The following is a 14,805-nucleotide window of genomic DNA, read 5'->3' on the forward strand; positions in this document are numbered from 1 at the left end:
GCTCACAACAGGAGGCTTGCCTTTGCTGAGTCCGATCATTTCAGCCACGTTTCAACCCTTCGAGGTGCACCTTTCATGAGTGCATCGTCTACCCCCGCCAGCGGTCTGGTGCGCATGAATCCGCCGGTGTTCTACTTCGCCGCGACGGTCATTCTGCTGTTTGGTCTTGTCGTCATCGCCATCCCCGAGCAGGCCGGCGCCTGGTTGCTGGAAGCGCAAAACTGGGCGGCCAACACGGTCGGCTGGTACTACATGCTCGCGATGACCCTGTATCTGGTCTTCGTGGTGGTCACCGCCTTATCCGGCTACGGCAAGATAAAACTCGGTGCCGACCACGACGAACCCGAATTCAGTTACCTGTCCTGGGCCGGCATGCTGTTCGCCGCCGGGATCAGCATCACGCTGTTTTTCTTCTGCGTCTCCGAACCGCTGACCCACATGCTCCAGCCACCGCAAGGCGACGCGGGCACGGCGGATGCGGCACGCCAGGCGATGCAGATCCTGTTCCTGCATTGGGGCCTGCATGGCTGGGGCGTGTTTGCCTTCGTCGGCATGGCACTGGCCTATTTCGCCTATCGGCACAACCTGCCGCTGGCCCTGCGTTCGGCGCTGTATCCGCTGATCGGCAAACGCATCAACGGCCCGATCGGCTATGCGGTGGACGGCTTCGGCATCATCGCCACGGTGTTCGGTCTTGGTGCCGACATGGGCTTCGGCGTGCTGCATCTGAACTCCGGGCTGGACTACCTGTTCGGCATCGCCCACACGCAGTGGATTCAGGTCGGCCTGATCACGCTGATGATGGGTGCGGCGATCATTGTGGCCGTCTCCGGCGTCGACAAAGGCGTGCGGGTGATGTCGGACATCAACATGCTGCTGGCCTGCGGGCTGCTGCTGTTCGTATTGTTTGCCGGGCCGACTCAGCACCTGCTCAACACCCTGATCCAGAACGTCGGCGACTACCTCGGCGCTTTGCCGATGAAGAGCTTTGACCTCTACGCCTACGACAAACCGAGCGACTGGCTGGGCGGCTGGACCGTGTTCTACTGGGCCTGGTGGATCGCATGGTCGCCGTTCGTGGGCCTGTTCATCGCGCGGATTTCCCGTGGCCGCACCATCCGTGAATTCGTCTTCGGCGTGCTGTTGATTCCGCTCGGTTTCACCTTGGCGTGGATGTCGATCTTCGGCAACAGCGCCCTGGATCAAGTGCTCAATCATGGCATGAGTGCGCTGGGCATGTCGGCCATCGACAATCCGTCGATGAGCATTTATCTGCTGCTGGAAACCTATCCGTGGAGCAAGACTGTCATCGCCGTGACGGTGTTCATCAGCTTCGTGTTCTTCGTGACGTCTGCGGATTCCGGCACCGTGGTGCTCTCCACCCTGTCGGCGAAAGGCGGCAACCCGGATGAAGACGGGCCGAAATGGCTGCGGGTGTTCTGGGGTGCGATGACCGCGCTGATCACCAGCGCACTGCTGTTTTCCGGCAGCATCGACGCGTTGAAGTCGGCGGTGGTGCTGACCTCATTGCCGTTCTCGTTGATTCTGCTGCTGATGATGTGGGGCCTGCACAAGGCGTTCTATCTGGAGTCGCAGAAGCAGATCGCGCAGCTGCATTCGCTGGCGCCGGTCTCCGGTTCGCGGCGTGGCACCGGTGGCTGGCGTCAGCGCCTGAGTCAGGCCGTGCACTTCCCGTCCCGCGACGAGGTGTACCGCTTCATGGAAAGCACGGTGCGTCCGGCGATTGAGGAAGTGACCGCCGTGTTCGTCGAAAAAGGCCTGCACGTGGTTACCCAGCCGGATCCGGCGCATGACAACGTCAGCCTGGAAATCGGTCATGGCGAGCAGCATCCGTTCATCTATCAGGTGCAGATGCGCGGCTACTTCACGCCATCGTTCGCGCGCGGCGGCATGGGTTCCAAGCAACTCAACAATCGCCGCTACTACCGCGCCGAAGTGCACTTGAGCGAGGGCAGTCAGGACTACGATCTGGTCGGCTACACCAAAGAGCAGATCATCAACGACATCCTCGACCAGTACGAACGGCACATGCAGTTCCTGCATCTGGTGCGTTGATCCAGCGGCTGAGCGCCGAGAGGTTTTTACGCCTCGGCGCTCAGCACCATGAACAACACCATCGCCGCCACCGGCACGCCAAACACCGCACTGCCCATCGCAATCTTGGGCCCCGCCGTTGATCCGTCCATCTGTAATGATCACGAAACAGACTATTATTTATCCAAGTGTGTATGGTGTGTATCGCTGCGCGCTTTGTGCCCTAGAGTTGTAGCTGTTGCTGTAGATAAGGGCGAAGGACATGCGAAGTCGGGAAATGATCAGGATGATCGAGGACGATGGTTGGTACCTGGTCGCGGTAAAAGGCAGTCACCACCAGTACAAGCATTCGTCCAAGCAGGGAAGGGTGACGATCAAGCACCCTGATTCGGATCTGCCCAAGGGTACGATCAACAGCATTTTGAAACAGGCGGGTTTGAAATGAGGCCCGTATTCGAAGACGAAACGCCCATCACGGACTTGCCAGAGGAAGGGTTCACCTTTATGAAATTCCCGGTCGTTCTGCACAAGGATGCCGACTCGGACTACGGCGTGATCATTCCGGACGTACCGGGGTGTTATTCCGCAGGCGCCACGGTAGCCGAAGCTTTCGAAAACACGCAGGAAGCGCTGGCGCTGCACTACGAGGGGCTGGTCGCCGATGGCGCCCCACTGCCGCAAGTGCGCGACATTGATGCTCATCTTGATAACCCGGATTACGCGGGCGGTATCTGGGGCGTGGTCGACTTTGACATCACGCCTTACTTCGGCAAATCAGTGCGCTTCAATGCCACATTGCCCGAGCAGTTGCTGGAACGTATTGACCAGACCGTCCGGCGAGACCGGCGCTACCGTTCCCGCTCCGGATTTCTGGCGGCGGCTGCGCTGCGCGAATTGTCGGTATGACAGAAATTCTGTGGGAGCGATCCTGCTCACTCTCGCAGTCAGGAGCTTTCGCGCTCGATCACTTGGCATCGCAGCAGGTTCAGCCGTTGCACTGCTTCGTTGGGCAGTACGCCAAGGCTTTCCAGCACTCGCGTTGCCGCCAGCACGCCAATCTCCAGCGCTGGCGGTTTGATCGTGCTCAGACTGGGCAATAACATCTCGGCAAACGGGTAATCACCGAAGCCGAGCACGGCGCAGTCTGCGGGGATTTTGATACCCGCGCGTTGTCCGGCGAGGAGGCCGCCGGCGGCGAGATTGTCGTTGGCGAAGATGATCGCGTCGGGGCGTGGTGAGGCGTTCATCAGGGCGTCCATCGCTTGCTTGCCGGCCTCGAACGGTGCGCGGTCGGCGTCCGGGGCGAAGATCCATGGCTCACGTCCTGCTTCACGCACAGTGGCGGCATAACCATCGCGGCGCTCCAGTGCACTGAAGTCGCCCGGCGCACTGTTCTGTACGAAAGCAATGCGTTGATAGCCTTTGTCCAGCAGATGCCTTGCCGCTGTCACGCCCACTTCGAAATGCGAAAAGCCAATCTGCATCGGCCCGCGTTCCGGCTGGTAATCCCAGGTTTCGATCACTGGAATATCCGCCTCGGCGAGCATTTTCTCGGTGCCTGCGCTGTGAAAGTGGCTGGTCAGCACCAGCGCTGCCGGCGACCAACCGAGAAACGCGCGCACGGCATTTTCTTCCTGCTTGATATCGAAATAACTCGACGCCAGCAACAGTTGATAACCGTGACGGCTAAGGGTGTCGCTGAAGCCCTGGATCGTGTTGGCAAAAATCGGCCCGGAGATGTTCGGAATGACCATGCCGACGATTTTCCCCCGCGCCGAGGCCAGACCACCCGCCACCAGATTCGGCACATAACCGAGCTCGGCAACCACCGCTGCAATACGCTCGCGCCGCTCGGGCGAAACCTGTTCGGGCTGATTGAAATACCGCGACACGGTAATCGCCGACACCCCGGCCGCACGCGCCACGGCATTCAACGTTACACGGCCGGCGCCACGACGTTTACGCGGTTTTTCAACGTTCAAGACTCGATCCTTTCTAAAAACCAAATCGCATATAAAAGTAATTTTTCAGTATTGGACGCTCTATTCGCCGATGGCCAATATTGCCGATGTTAGCGCTAACAAGGCGCGTTGTCTGCTACTCGCTCGAGCGAATGCCCAAGACAGATTCAGGCGCTGTCGTCGCAGAACGGCAGCGGTTCAGGGCCATTTTCGAGCGAACACCTATGCGTAATTTTCCTGGGGCATTACACACACTGACGCAGTCGATACACGCGGCGGGCTGGATTTTCACCGGGCTGGCGGCGCTGCCGCTGCCCATGGCGTTTGCCGCTGACAGCAGCGATCAGGAACCGACGCTGAAATCCGTCACGGTGACCGCGACTCGCCGCGAAGAGTCCCTGCAGAAAGTGCCGGTGGCGGTTTCCGTGCTCGACGGCGAACAGCTCGAACGCGATAACCGCAATAGCTTGGCGAGCATCGTTCAGCAAGTGCCGTCGCTGAATTTCCGTACCGGCGCCTCGAACAAGGACACCTCGTTATTCGTGCGCGGCGTCGGCACGATTTCCACCTCGCCCGGCGTCGAGCCGACCGTGGCGACAGTGATCGACGGCGTGGTGTACGCGCGGCCCGGTCAGGCCACGCTGGATCTGCTCGATCTGGAGCGCGTCGAAGTGTTGCGTGGCCCACAAGGCACGCTGTTCGGCAAGAACGCCTCGGCCGGTGTACTCAACATCTCCAGCAAGGCACCGACCGCCGAAACACACGGCTATATCGATCAGGCGTTCTACAGCGGCAACGAAAGCCGCAGCCGTTTCGGCCTTGGCGGCAGTCTGATTCCGGACACGCTGAAGGGCTCGATCAGCACCTTGTTCGGCACGTACGACGGTAACATCGACAATCAACACAACGGCCACGAGGTCAACGGTTACAACCACCGCGGTGTGCGCGGCAAACTCGAATTCACCCCGAACGACGACATTACTTTCACCCTGATCGCGGACTACATGCAGTCCCACGACGACGCGCCCAATGGTGTCGTCAGCCAAGCGCTGACGCCGGCCTTCGCCAACGCGCTGAGTCCGGTGAGCGCGAGCAGCCACAACCGCGACATCAACACCGACACCCGCTCTCACATCGAGGACATCAACAAAGGCCTGTCCGGCCAGCTCGACTGGCAACTGGGCGATTACACGCTGACATCGATCACCGCATGGCGCGGCTGGGACAATACCCAGTATCAGGATGGTGATCGCCTCGGCACCGTGACGGCGGCGTTCCCCGGCACGGCAGATAAAGGCGATCTGGCCTTCGACCAGTATTCGCAAGAGCTGCGTCTGGCCTCACCGAAGGGCGAGTTTCTCGAGTACGTCGGCGGCCTGTTCTACATGCACGGCAAGGACGACGAGACCTATCAGCGCACCCTCACGACCACCACACGCACCGACCGTGGCGTTGCCGATTACAGCACCACCAGCGACAGCTACGCGGTGTTTGGTGAGAGCACGCTGAACTTCACTTCGAACTTTCGCGGCATCGCCGGTCTGCGCTATACCCACGATGATCTGAAATACGATCACCGTCGCGTTTCAACATCAGCGACCACCGTCAGCGGCATTCAACCGGCGACCAGTAGCTCTGGCTCGGTGGACGAGGACGGCTGGTCCGGTCGCCTCGGTCTGCAATATGACCTGAGCGATACCGTTACCAGTTACCTGACCTATTCGCGCGGTTACAAAGGCCCGGCGTACAACGTGTTTTTCAACATGCAGCCGCGCGACACCGAAGCGCTGAAACCGGAGACCTCCAACACCTGGGAAGTGGGGATCAAAGCCACCTCCTGGAACAACCGCCTGACCACCAACCTGGCGATCTTCCACAGCGAGTACGACAACTATCAGGCGAACTTTTTCGACACCGTCGCCGGGCAGGTGGTGACGCGTTTGATCAACGCCGGCAGCGTCACCAGTGAAGGCATCGAACTCGATTACGCCCTGCAAGCCACCCAGCAACTGAAGTTCTCCGGCTCACTGGCCTACACCCGCGCACGCATCGACGAATTCGCCTGCCCGGCCGGCGCGGCGGCGTCGTGCAACGTCAACGGCAAACCATTGCCGTTCAGCCCGGACTGGAAAAGCTACGTGCGCGCCGACTACACAATTCCGCTGGACAACGGTCTCGATATCGAACTGGGCACTGACTACAGCTGGCAGAGCGAAGTGCAATACGACATCAGCCAGAACCCCGATACCAAACAGGGCGCCTACGGGCTGTGGAACGCCAGCGTCGCCTTGGCCGATTACAGCAATGGCTGGCGTGTCGCCCTGCTCGGCAAGAACCTCGCCGACAAATCCTATTCGTCATTGCTGGCCAGTGGCGGCAGCTACATCTATCGCGCCGTGCCACGGGATGACGAGCGCTATTTCGGCGTGCAACTGCGCAAGGATTTCTGAGATGAGCAGACAGATGAAACTCGGTGCGTTTTTCATGGCCACCGGGCATCACGTAGCGGCCTGGCGGCACCCGGACGTGCCGGCGGATGCTGGGCTGGATTTCGCCCATTACAAACGTCTGGCGCAGATCGCCGAAGCGGCAAAGTTCGATGCGCTGTTTGTCGCCGACAGCGTCGCCGCACCGACCGAAAACATCGCCAGCCGCATGGCGCGCTCCGATCACTTCGAGCCGCTGACCTTGCTCTCGGCACTGAGCGCGGTGACCGAGCACATCGGCCTGATCGCCACGGCCACCACCAGTTACAACGAGCCATACCACGTCGCGCGCAAGTTCGCTTCGCTCGATCATTTGTCGGGCGGACGGGCGGGATGGAATCTGGTGACTTCGGACAATGCGGCCGAGGCGCTGAATTTCGGCCGCGACGCACACATCGGCCACGCCGAACGCTACAGCCGCGCCCGTGAGTTTCATCAGGTGGTCACCGGGCTCTGGGACAGTTGGGAAGACGATGCCTTCCACCGCGACAAGGCCAGCGGCGCCTATTACCACCCGCAGAAGCTGCACGTGCTCGATCATGTCGGTGAACATTTCCGGGTCAAAGGCCCGCTGAACGTCGCGCGCTCGCCGCAGGGGCAACCGGTGATCGTCCAGGCCGGTTCTTCCGAAGCCGGGCGCGAACTGGCGGCGCAAACGGCGGAAGTGGTGTTCACCGCGCAGACTTCGCTGGCCGCCGCACAGGCGTTTTACACTGATATCAAGGGACGCTTGGCCAAGTTCGGGCGCAGCACCGATTCGCTGAAAATCATGCCCGGTGTGTTCGTGGTGGTCGCTGCTACCGAAGCTGAAGCGCAGGAAAAGTTTGAAACGTTTCAGCAATTGGTCGAACCGGAGGTGGGCGTCGCGCTGCTTGGGCGTATGCTGGGCAACTTCGATTTATCGAAGTACCCGCTGGACGGGCCGCTGCCGCCATTGCCGCTGACTGACAGCGGTCAGCAGAGCCGACAGAAATTGCTGACCGAGCTGGCCGGGCGGGAGAGCCTGACCCTCGCCGAGCTTGGTCGCAGGATCGCTGGCGGGCGGGGGCATCACAGCCTGGTCGGCACGCCGGCACAGATTGCCGATTGCCTGCAGGAGTGGTTCGAACAAGGCGCGGCGGACGGCTTCAATGTGCTGGTGCCGCACCTGCCGGGCGGGCTGGAAGATTTCGCCAATGGCGTGGTGCCGGAACTGCAACGGCGTGGCTTGTTCAGAACTGAATATGAAGGCCGCACGCTGCGGCAGAACCTGGGGCTGGTTCGACCTGCAAATCGCTTTGCATGATTGATGGGGCTTTTGTGGCGAGGGGATTCATCCCCGTTCGGCTGCGAAGCAGTCGTAAAACCAGCGCATTCGGTACACCAGATTCGCCGAGGTTTCAGGTTTTGGGGCGGCTTCGCCATCCATCGGGGATAAATCCCCTCGCCACAAAGGTGTCCGGTTGCAGATGACTAAAAGACAGACAAGAGAGGATTCGATGACTTACACCGCTGCCGAAAATCGCTACGACTCCATTCCCTACCGCCGCGTCGGCCGCAGCGGTCTGGTGCTGCCGGCCTTGTCGCTGGGCCTGTGGCACAACTTTGGCGACAGCACGCCGATCGAGACCCAGCGCGCCTTGCTGCGCACAGCGTTCGATCTGGGCATCAACCATTTCGATCTGGCCAACAACTACGGCCCGCCATACGGCAGCGCCGAGATCAATTTCGGTCGCCTGCTGCGCGAAGACTTCAAGCAGTATCGCGACGAGCTGATCATCTCGAGCAAGGCCGGTTGGGACATGTGGCCCGGCCCGTATGGTCAGGGCGGCGGTTCGCGCAAATACGTGCTGGCGAGCCTCGACCAGAGCCTGCAACGCCTCGGTCTGGACTATGTGGACATCTTCTATTCGCACCGCTTCGACCCGGACACCCCGCTGGAAGAAACCGCCAGCGCCCTTGCCACCGCCGTGCAGCAGGGCAAGGCGCTTTACATCGGCATCTCGTCCTACTCAGGGGTGAAGACCCGAGAAATGGCCGCGCTGCTGAAAGAGTGGAAAGTGCCGCTGCTGATTCATCAGCCGGCGTACAACCTGCTCAATCGCTGGGTGGAAAAGGATCTGCTCGATACCACCGATGAACTCGGTACGGGCGTCATCGCCTTCACGCCGCTGGCGCAGGGCTTGCTCACCGACAAATACCTCAACGGCGTGCCGGCCGATGCGCGAGTCAATCGCCCGGGCGGCGGCTCGCTGCAGGCTTCGCACTTGTCCGAGGCCAACATCGCTCACGTGCGAGCGTTGAACGAGATCGCCCAGCGTCGCGGCCAGAGCCTGGCGCAACTGGCACTGGCGTGGACCCTGCGTGATCCACGAGTGACCTCGGCACTGATCGGCGCGAGCCGGCCGGAGCAGATTGTCGAGAACGTTGGGGCGTTGAAGAATCTGAGCTTCAGTGCAGAAGAGCTGGCGGAGATTGACCGGTTTGCCCAGGAGGGCGGGATCAATCTTTGGGAGAAGCCTTCGACAGCCGAATAAGCCGCTGAGAGGATCGTTCCCACGCTCTGCGTGGGAATGCCGCCCGGGACGCTCTGCGTCCCATCTAAAGCCGAACGCGGAGCGTCCGTTGATGCATTCCCACGCGGAGCGAGGGAACGATCATCAGCTATCACTTGAAGAACGGCACATCCCCCAACACCGTCGCCCGCTGCATCACCCGCCGCGCCGGGCGGTAATCATCCACCGCGTAATGCTGCGTCACGCGGTTGTCCCAGAAGGCGATGTCGTCCTTCTGCCAGCGCCAGCGAATGGTGAATTCCGGCCGTGTCGCGTGGGCGAACAGAAACTTCAGAATCGCCTCGCTCTCGGTTTCCGACAATTCGTTGATCTTTGAGGTAAATCCTTCATTGACGAATAGCGAGCGCCGCCCGCTCACTGGGTGGGTGCGAATCACCGGGTGCGACAGCGGCGGATTCTTGCGCCGCGCTTCTTCCCACTGCGCCAGCGCCTCAGGCGTGTTGCCGTAGCGCTCGAGCGGAAACGAACGAGTGAAATCGTGGGTGGCGGTCAGACCTTCGAGCAGGGACTTCATTGGCTCCGACAACGCTTCATACGCAGCAATGCCGCTGGCCCACAATGTGTCGCCACCGAACTCCGGCAGCAACTTGGCGCTGAGCACTGCGCCCATCGCGGGCGTTGGCAGGAAGGTCACGTCGGTGTGCCAGATCGCGTTATCGCGCACGTCGGTGACGGCGGTGTCGAGGATCAGCACTTCCGGTTGTTCCGGCACGTTCGGGTAGATCGGATGAATGTGCAGGTCGCCGAAATAATGCGCGAAACGTGCCTGCTGTGCCGGCTCGATCGGCTGGTTGCGGAAGAACAGCACCTGATATTTGAGCAGCGCCTGTTCGATGACGTCGCGGTGTTCCAGGCTCAGCGGCTGGCTGATGTCGACGCCGTTGATCTGCGCACCGAGGGCCGAGCTTAACGGGGTGATGTTGAGGGTGCTCATGGTCGTTCTCTTCGAATTCGGAGTGTCATGCTTTTGTGGGAGCGAGCCTGCTCGCGAATGCAGAGTGTCAGGCGACAGTGCAGTGAATGATCTGACGCTTTCGCGAGCAGGCTCGCTCCCACAGGGGAATTTTCACAAGGCGATTTAGTGCGCCTGGCCGTGCCATGGCACCAGTCTGCGCTGCAATGCGCGCAGGCCCATTTCCATGGCGAAGGCGATCAGGGCGATGACCAGAATCCCCAGCACCACGACATCGGTGACCAGGAATTGCGCAGCCGACTGCACCATGAAGCCCAGGCCACTGGTGGCCGCGATCAGTTCAGCGGCGACCAGGGTCGACCAGCCAACCCCCAGGCCAATGCGCACGCCGGTGAGAATGTCCGGCAGTGCGCTGGGCAGAATCACATGGCGAATCAACTGCACGCGCGTTGCGCCCAACGACTGCGCCGCGCGCAGTTTTGCTGGATCAACCGTGCGCACACCCGTCGCGGTGGCAATGGCAATCGGCGCAAAAATCGCCAAGTAGATCAGCAGCACTTTCGACAACTCGCCAATGCCGCACCAGATCACGATCAGCGGCAGATACGCCAGCGGCGGGATCGGGCGGTAGAACTCGATCAGTGGATCGAGCACACCGCGAGCGATGCGGTTTGCACCAATGGCAATACCCACCGGCACGGCGGTGAGAATCGCAAAAGCGAGACCCAGGCCGATGCGGCTCAGGCTCGCGCCCAGGTGCTGCCACAGCGTCGAATCCATATATCCCGAGGTCGCCAGCAGCCAGCCTTTTTGCAGCACGGCAGAGGGCGGTGGCAAGAACAGCGGTTCGATCAACTCGGTAGCGGTCACCGCCCACCAGACCGCCAACAGGCCGAACAGGGTCAGCAGGCTGATCCAGCGAGTGCTGAGGCTGCGGCGCAGCGGGATGCTCACCGAAGGTGTTTTCACCGCCGCAGCGGAAACGTCGTAACTGCTCATGCGCGCTCCTGCCGGGGTACGGCGCTGCGTTGCGAGAAGACTTTGCTCAGTACATGCTCGCGGGTTTCGATAAAACGCGGATCGGATTTGATCGCGCGGGCCGACTCGCCAGCGGCGTAACGCTGACCGAAATCCAGCTGCAGGCGCTCGACGATCTGCCCCGGATTCGGTGCCAGCAGAATCAGGTCCGTGGCGAGGAACACCGCTTCTTCAATGTCGTGGGTAATCAGGAAAACCGGTTTGGCAGTGCGCTGCCAGACTTGCAGCAACAGCTCCTGCATCTGCTCGCGAGTGAACGCATCAAGCGCACCGAACGGCTCATCCATCAGCAGCACGCGCGGGTCGGCGGCGAGGGCGCGGGCGAGGCCGACGCGTTGTTTCTGGCCACCGGACAATTGCCAGATGCGCCGGTCTTCGAAGCCGGCAAGATCGACCAGCGCGAGCATTTCACGGGCGATTTTTTCCCGCTTGTCCTTGCCGACACCGGCCAGTTCGAGGCCGAAGGCGACGTTGGCCAGTACGTCCTGCCAAGGCAATAAAGCGTCGTCCTGAAACACCACGCCACGTTCGGCACTCGGGCCTTTGACCGGCACGCCGTCAAGGGTGATGCGCCCGGCACTCGGCTCGACGAAGCCGGCAATCAGGTTCAACAGCGAAGTCTTGCCACTGCCGGACGGGCCGAGGGCGACCAGCAATTGCTGCGGCCCCAGGGTCAGAGAAATATCCGCCAGCACCGGCTCCGGGCTGCCCGGGTACTGTGCGCTGATGCGCTCCAGCTGTAGCAAGGCCATCGCTGTACCTCCCGATCAGTTGGTGATGTATTTGGCGCTGACGTACGGCGCGTAGTCCGGCAGGACGGCTTCGACCTTGCCTTGCTCCTTGAGGAACGCGGCGGTGTCGGTGATGGCTTTGGTGGTCGGCGCGCCGAGGTCACTGACCTGATCCGCCGCCAATGGGTAGACGTTGCCCTGCAGCAGCAATGGGATGTCGCTGGCCTTGGCGCCGGAGAGTTTGACCAGTTTGTCGACGTTGCTCTGGTTGGCCAGCCAGGCCTGCGGATCCTTGCGGTAAGCGGCGTAGGCGTCGAGGGTGACCTTGGCGAATGCGGTGACGATTTCCGGGTGCTTCTCGGCGAAGTCCTTGCGCACGATCCACGCGTCGAAGGTCGGCGCGCCGAACTTGGCCAGTTCGCCGGAGGTGATCAGCACTGTGCCGTTTTCCTTGGCGACGCCCAGTGCCGGATCCCACACGTAAGTGGCGTCGATATCGCCGCGTTTCCACGCCGCGATGATGGCTGGCGGCGCGAGGTTGAGCACGGTGACTTTCGACGGGTCGATGTTCCAGTGCTTGAGCGCGGCGAGCAGGCTGTAGTGCCCGGTGGACACAAACGGCACGGCGATTTTCTTGCCGATCAGATCCTGCGGAGTCTTGATGCCGGAACCATCACGCGCGACCAGTGCTTCAGCGGCGCCGATCTGCGTGGCAATCAGGAAGGTTTCGACCGGCACTTTGCGGGTGATCGCGGCGGTCAACGGGCTCGAACCGAGATAGCCGATCTGCACATCGCCGGACGCGATGGCGGCAATGATGTCGGCACCGTTATCGAATTTGCGCCAGCTGATATCGGCCTTGGTGGCTTTCTCGTAGGCGCCGTCGGCCTGAGCGACCTTGGCCGGGTCGACGGTAGTCTGGTAGGCGACGGTGAGATCGGCCGCCTGGGCCAGGAAGCTTGCAGCGGCCAGCGAGGCGGCGGCGAGCAGGCGAAGCGGGAAATTCAGTTTCAAGTGAGAGCTCCAGATCAGGCGACCGAATGTCGGCATGAGTGGAGACTAAATGATCTAAGAATCGCGAAATAAATAACTTTTTCGAATGAGCTTATGAGCGGAAAAATCTAAGGATAGGAGAGGGTGTGGGGATTTCGGATGATTCGTTCGACGTCAGAACTTTGCCCCCTCACCCCAGCCCTCTCCCCCAAGGGGGCGAGGGGGAAAGGGAGCTGATCTTCATGCTTTTCAAGGCCTGAGTTCGGCCCGGTATTTCAGGTCGGTGTAGCTCGCAAGAACAACGCGGTCAGTCCCCTCTCCCTTTGGGAGAGGGTTAGGGTGAGGGGCTTTTAATTGCTGATGGCGAGGATGCTCGCCTGATACGCGCCAACAAACACATCGAAATCGCCAACCTCGTTCTGTTCAAGCTCGGTCTGCTGCGCCAGCGATGCGCGCGCCAGTTCTTCAAACTTCGCTTGCTCGTCAGCCGCCAAAGGCTCGCTGCGGAAGAACTCGGCGTGGGTCTGGCTCTGGCGCAGGGAGAACTGCGCAAAGCTTTCCTTGTGCTCAGCCATGGCCGCCAGCACCTGCGCCGATGGGGTCAGGGACGGGTCGTTGACCTTGGCCAGTTGCGCATCCAGCGCCTTGCTGTGGGCATCGCCGCCGACGCTCTGGTCGAGCATCGCCGCCAGCGGAGCAATCTGTTCCAGCAGTTCGGCCGCCCATTGCTTCATCTCGACCGGTTGACCGTCACGCTGCAATTGCAGGCCCGGACGGCGACCTTCCTTGACCACGCTGAGGAAGTTCGAGGTGGCGTTGCCGCACGAAGTGTTGGTCAGCAGCGGGCTGTCGTTCAGCGCGCAGTACAGCAGGAAGGCGTCGATGAAGCGCGATTCGGTGAGGTCGATGCCCATCGGCAGAAACGGGTTGATGTCCAGGCAGCGCACTTCGACGTACTGGATGCCGCGCGCCATCAGCGCCTGGATCGGCCGCTCGCCGGTGTAGGTCACGCGTTTCGGGCGGATGTTGGAGTAGTACTCGTTTTCGATCTGCAGGATGTTGGTGTTGAGCTGCACCCACTCGCCATCCTTGTGCGTGCCGACTTCCACGTATGGCGCGTAGGGCGTGGCCACGGCTTCGCGCAGGCTGTCGGTGTAGCTCGCCAGGTCGTTGTAGCACGGTGTCAGGCCGGCCTGGGCATTGCTCTGATAACCGAGATCGCTCATGCGCAGGCTGGTGGCGTACGGCAGATACAGCGTGTCCGGATCGAGCTGCTCGAGCTGATGCGAACGCCCGCGCAGGAAGCCGGCGTCCAGCGCCGGCGAGGCACCGAACAGGTACATCAGCAGCCAGCTGTAGCGACGGAAGTTGCGAATCAACGCGATGTAGGAAACCGATTGGAAATCGCGGTCGGTGCCGACGAAACCTTCGGCCTCGCGCAGCAATGGCCAGAGCTGTTCCGGCAGGGAAAAGTTGTAGTGAATCCCGGCGATGCATTGCATGGTCTTGCCGTAACGCAGGGCCAGGCCCTTGCGATAAACGTACTTGAGCTGACCGATGTTGGAGGTGCCGTAATAGGCGATCGGAATATCTTCCTCGGCCGGCAACGGGCACGGCATCGATGGACTCCACAGGTACTCGTTGCCGAGTTTGCTGTAGGCAAAACGATGAATCTTGTCCAGGCTCGCCAGCGTGTCGGCAGGATCCGGCAGGGCAGGCGTAATGAATTCCAGCAGCGACTCGGAGTAGTCGGTGGTGATCTGTTCGTTGGTCAGCGCGGAACCCAGGGCTTCGGGGTGCGGCGTTTGCGCCAGGCGACCTTCACTGGTCACGCGCAGGCATTCACGTTCGATACCGTGCAGGCACTGCTTGAGCAGAGAGAGGTTAGCGCGCTCGCCGAGCAGAGCCAGGCGGCGGTTGAGAAGTTCGCTCAATTTGGATTCCTTCACGCGTCAGTCGCCCCAATATGGGGGTGGGCAAGACGGTCTACAAGGGTGAAGTTGAAACTGGCGTTATCGCCTGGTTTTCTAGCCTGTCAGCCGCACACATGAACCCGTAGAAGCTGCCGAAGGC

The 14,805-nt window shown here is 61.1% G+C and carries 12 protein-coding genes; 6 read left to right on the forward strand and 6 right to left on the reverse strand.

What is annotated here, in order from left to right; translation table 11 throughout:
* Positions 1-114: 114 nt before the first annotated feature.
* From betT to AB9L16_RS00840, 3 genes are all read left to right on the forward strand, one after another.
* Complete coding sequence (gene betT, locus AB9L16_RS00830) at positions 115-2,076, forward strand: choline transporter BetT (RefSeq protein ID WP_167333564.1); 1,962 nt, start codon at positions 115-117, stop codon at positions 2,074-2,076.
* 241 nt (positions 2,077-2,317) lie between these two features.
* The gene (locus tag AB9L16_RS00835; RefSeq protein WP_125925828.1) at positions 2,318-2,500 is read left to right on the forward strand and encodes a type II toxin-antitoxin system HicA family toxin; all 183 of its coding nucleotides are present in this window, start codon (positions 2,318-2,320) and stop codon (positions 2,498-2,500) included.
* 59 nt (positions 2,501-2,559) lie between these two features.
* Positions 2,560-2,961, forward strand: coding sequence for a type II toxin-antitoxin system HicB family antitoxin (locus AB9L16_RS00840; RefSeq protein WP_039756416.1), 402 nt, complete (start codon positions 2,560-2,562; stop codon positions 2,959-2,961).
* 38 nt (positions 2,962-2,999) lie between these two features.
* On the opposite strand, the gene AB9L16_RS00845 is transcribed toward AB9L16_RS00840, so the two are convergent.
* Positions 3,000-4,037 carry a LacI family DNA-binding transcriptional regulator gene (locus tag AB9L16_RS00845; RefSeq protein WP_252879235.1) on the reverse strand — a complete coding sequence of 346 codons (1,038 nt, stop codon included), beginning with the start codon at positions 4,035-4,037 and terminating at the stop codon, positions 3,000-3,002.
* A gap of 203 nt (positions 4,038-4,240) precedes the next feature.
* On the opposite strand from AB9L16_RS00845, the gene AB9L16_RS00850 reads away from it, so the two are divergent.
* The 3 genes from AB9L16_RS00850 (at position 4,241) to mgrA (ending at position 9,018) form a co-directional block, all read left to right on the forward strand.
* Positions 4,241-6,466, forward strand: coding sequence for a TonB-dependent receptor (locus AB9L16_RS00850; protein ID WP_056787072.1), 2,226 nt, complete (start codon positions 4,241-4,243; stop codon positions 6,464-6,466).
* A 1-nt stretch (position 6,467) separates the two neighbouring features.
* Positions 6,468-7,787, forward strand: a complete 1,320-nt coding sequence (locus tag AB9L16_RS00855; protein ID WP_056787075.1) for an LLM class flavin-dependent oxidoreductase — start codon at positions 6,468-6,470, stop codon at positions 7,785-7,787.
* Positions 7,788-7,980: 193 nt separating this feature from the next.
* Positions 7,981-9,018, forward strand: a complete 1,038-nt coding sequence (gene mgrA / locus AB9L16_RS00860) for an L-glyceraldehyde 3-phosphate reductase (RefSeq protein ID WP_056787077.1) — start codon at positions 7,981-7,983, stop codon at positions 9,016-9,018.
* Positions 9,019-9,148: 130 nt separating this feature from the next.
* On the opposite strand, the gene tauD is transcribed toward mgrA, so the two are convergent.
* From tauD to gshA, 5 genes are all read right to left on the reverse strand, one after another.
* Positions 9,149-9,991 carry a taurine dioxygenase gene (tauD, locus tag AB9L16_RS00865; protein ID WP_375122978.1) on the reverse strand — a complete coding sequence of 281 codons (843 nt, stop codon included), beginning with the start codon at positions 9,989-9,991 and terminating at the stop codon, positions 9,149-9,151.
* A gap of 144 nt (positions 9,992-10,135) precedes the next feature.
* Positions 10,136-10,969, reverse strand: a complete 834-nt coding sequence (gene tauC / locus AB9L16_RS00870) for a taurine ABC transporter permease TauC (RefSeq protein WP_150637913.1) — start codon at positions 10,967-10,969, stop codon at positions 10,136-10,138.
* Positions 10,966-11,760: a taurine ABC transporter ATP-binding subunit gene (tauB, locus tag AB9L16_RS00875; protein ID WP_041477476.1), complete on the reverse strand. Its 795-nt coding sequence runs from the start codon at positions 11,758-11,760 to the stop codon at positions 10,966-10,968. Before tauB ends, tauC begins: the two co-directional genes overlap by 4 nt.
* Before the next feature lie 15 nt (positions 11,761-11,775).
* Positions 11,776-12,753: a taurine ABC transporter substrate-binding protein gene (tauA, locus tag AB9L16_RS00880; protein WP_160768537.1), complete on the reverse strand. Its 978-nt coding sequence runs from the start codon at positions 12,751-12,753 to the stop codon at positions 11,776-11,778.
* 329 nt (positions 12,754-13,082) lie between these two features.
* Positions 13,083-14,666 (reverse strand): glutamate--cysteine ligase, encoded by a 1,584-nt coding sequence (gene gshA, locus AB9L16_RS00885; protein ID WP_041477477.1) that lies wholly within the window; start codon positions 14,664-14,666, stop codon positions 13,083-13,085.
* Positions 14,667-14,805: the final 139 nt, after the last annotated feature.

It is taken from the genome of Pseudomonas sp. LW8 (genome assembly GCF_041956865.1).
Lineage (GTDB): Bacteria > Pseudomonadota > Gammaproteobacteria > Pseudomonadales > Pseudomonadaceae > Aquipseudomonas > Aquipseudomonas siliginis.

Bases quoted from the DNA above. Each gene is read 5' to 3' on its own strand.
- betT (WP_167333564.1), top strand. From the start codon at position 115: ATGAATCCGCCGGTGTTCTACTTCGCCGCGACGGTCATTCTGCTGTTT.
- AB9L16_RS00835 (WP_125925828.1), top strand. From the start codon at position 2,318: ATGCGAAGTCGGGAAATGATCAGGATGATCGAGGACGATGGTTGGTAC.
- AB9L16_RS00840 (WP_039756416.1), top strand. From the start codon at position 2,560: ATGAAATTCCCGGTCGTTCTGCACAAGGATGCCGACTCGGACTACGGC.
- AB9L16_RS00850 (WP_056787072.1), top strand. From the start codon at position 4,241: ATGCGTAATTTTCCTGGGGCATTACACACACTGACGCAGTCGATACAC.
- AB9L16_RS00855 (WP_056787075.1), top strand. From the start codon at position 6,468: ATGAGCAGACAGATGAAACTCGGTGCGTTTTTCATGGCCACCGGGCAT.
- mgrA (WP_056787077.1), top strand. From the start codon at position 7,981: ATGACTTACACCGCTGCCGAAAATCGCTACGACTCCATTCCCTACCGC.
- tauD (WP_375122978.1), bottom strand. From the start codon at position 9,991: ATGAGCACCCTCAACATCACCCCGTTAAGCTCGGCCCTCGGTGCGCAG.
- tauC (WP_150637913.1), bottom strand. From the start codon at position 10,969: ATGAGCAGTTACGACGTTTCCGCTGCGGCGGTGAAAACACCTTCGGTG.
- tauB (WP_041477476.1), bottom strand. From the start codon at position 11,760: ATGGCCTTGCTACAGCTGGAGCGCATCAGCGCACAGTACCCGGGCAGC.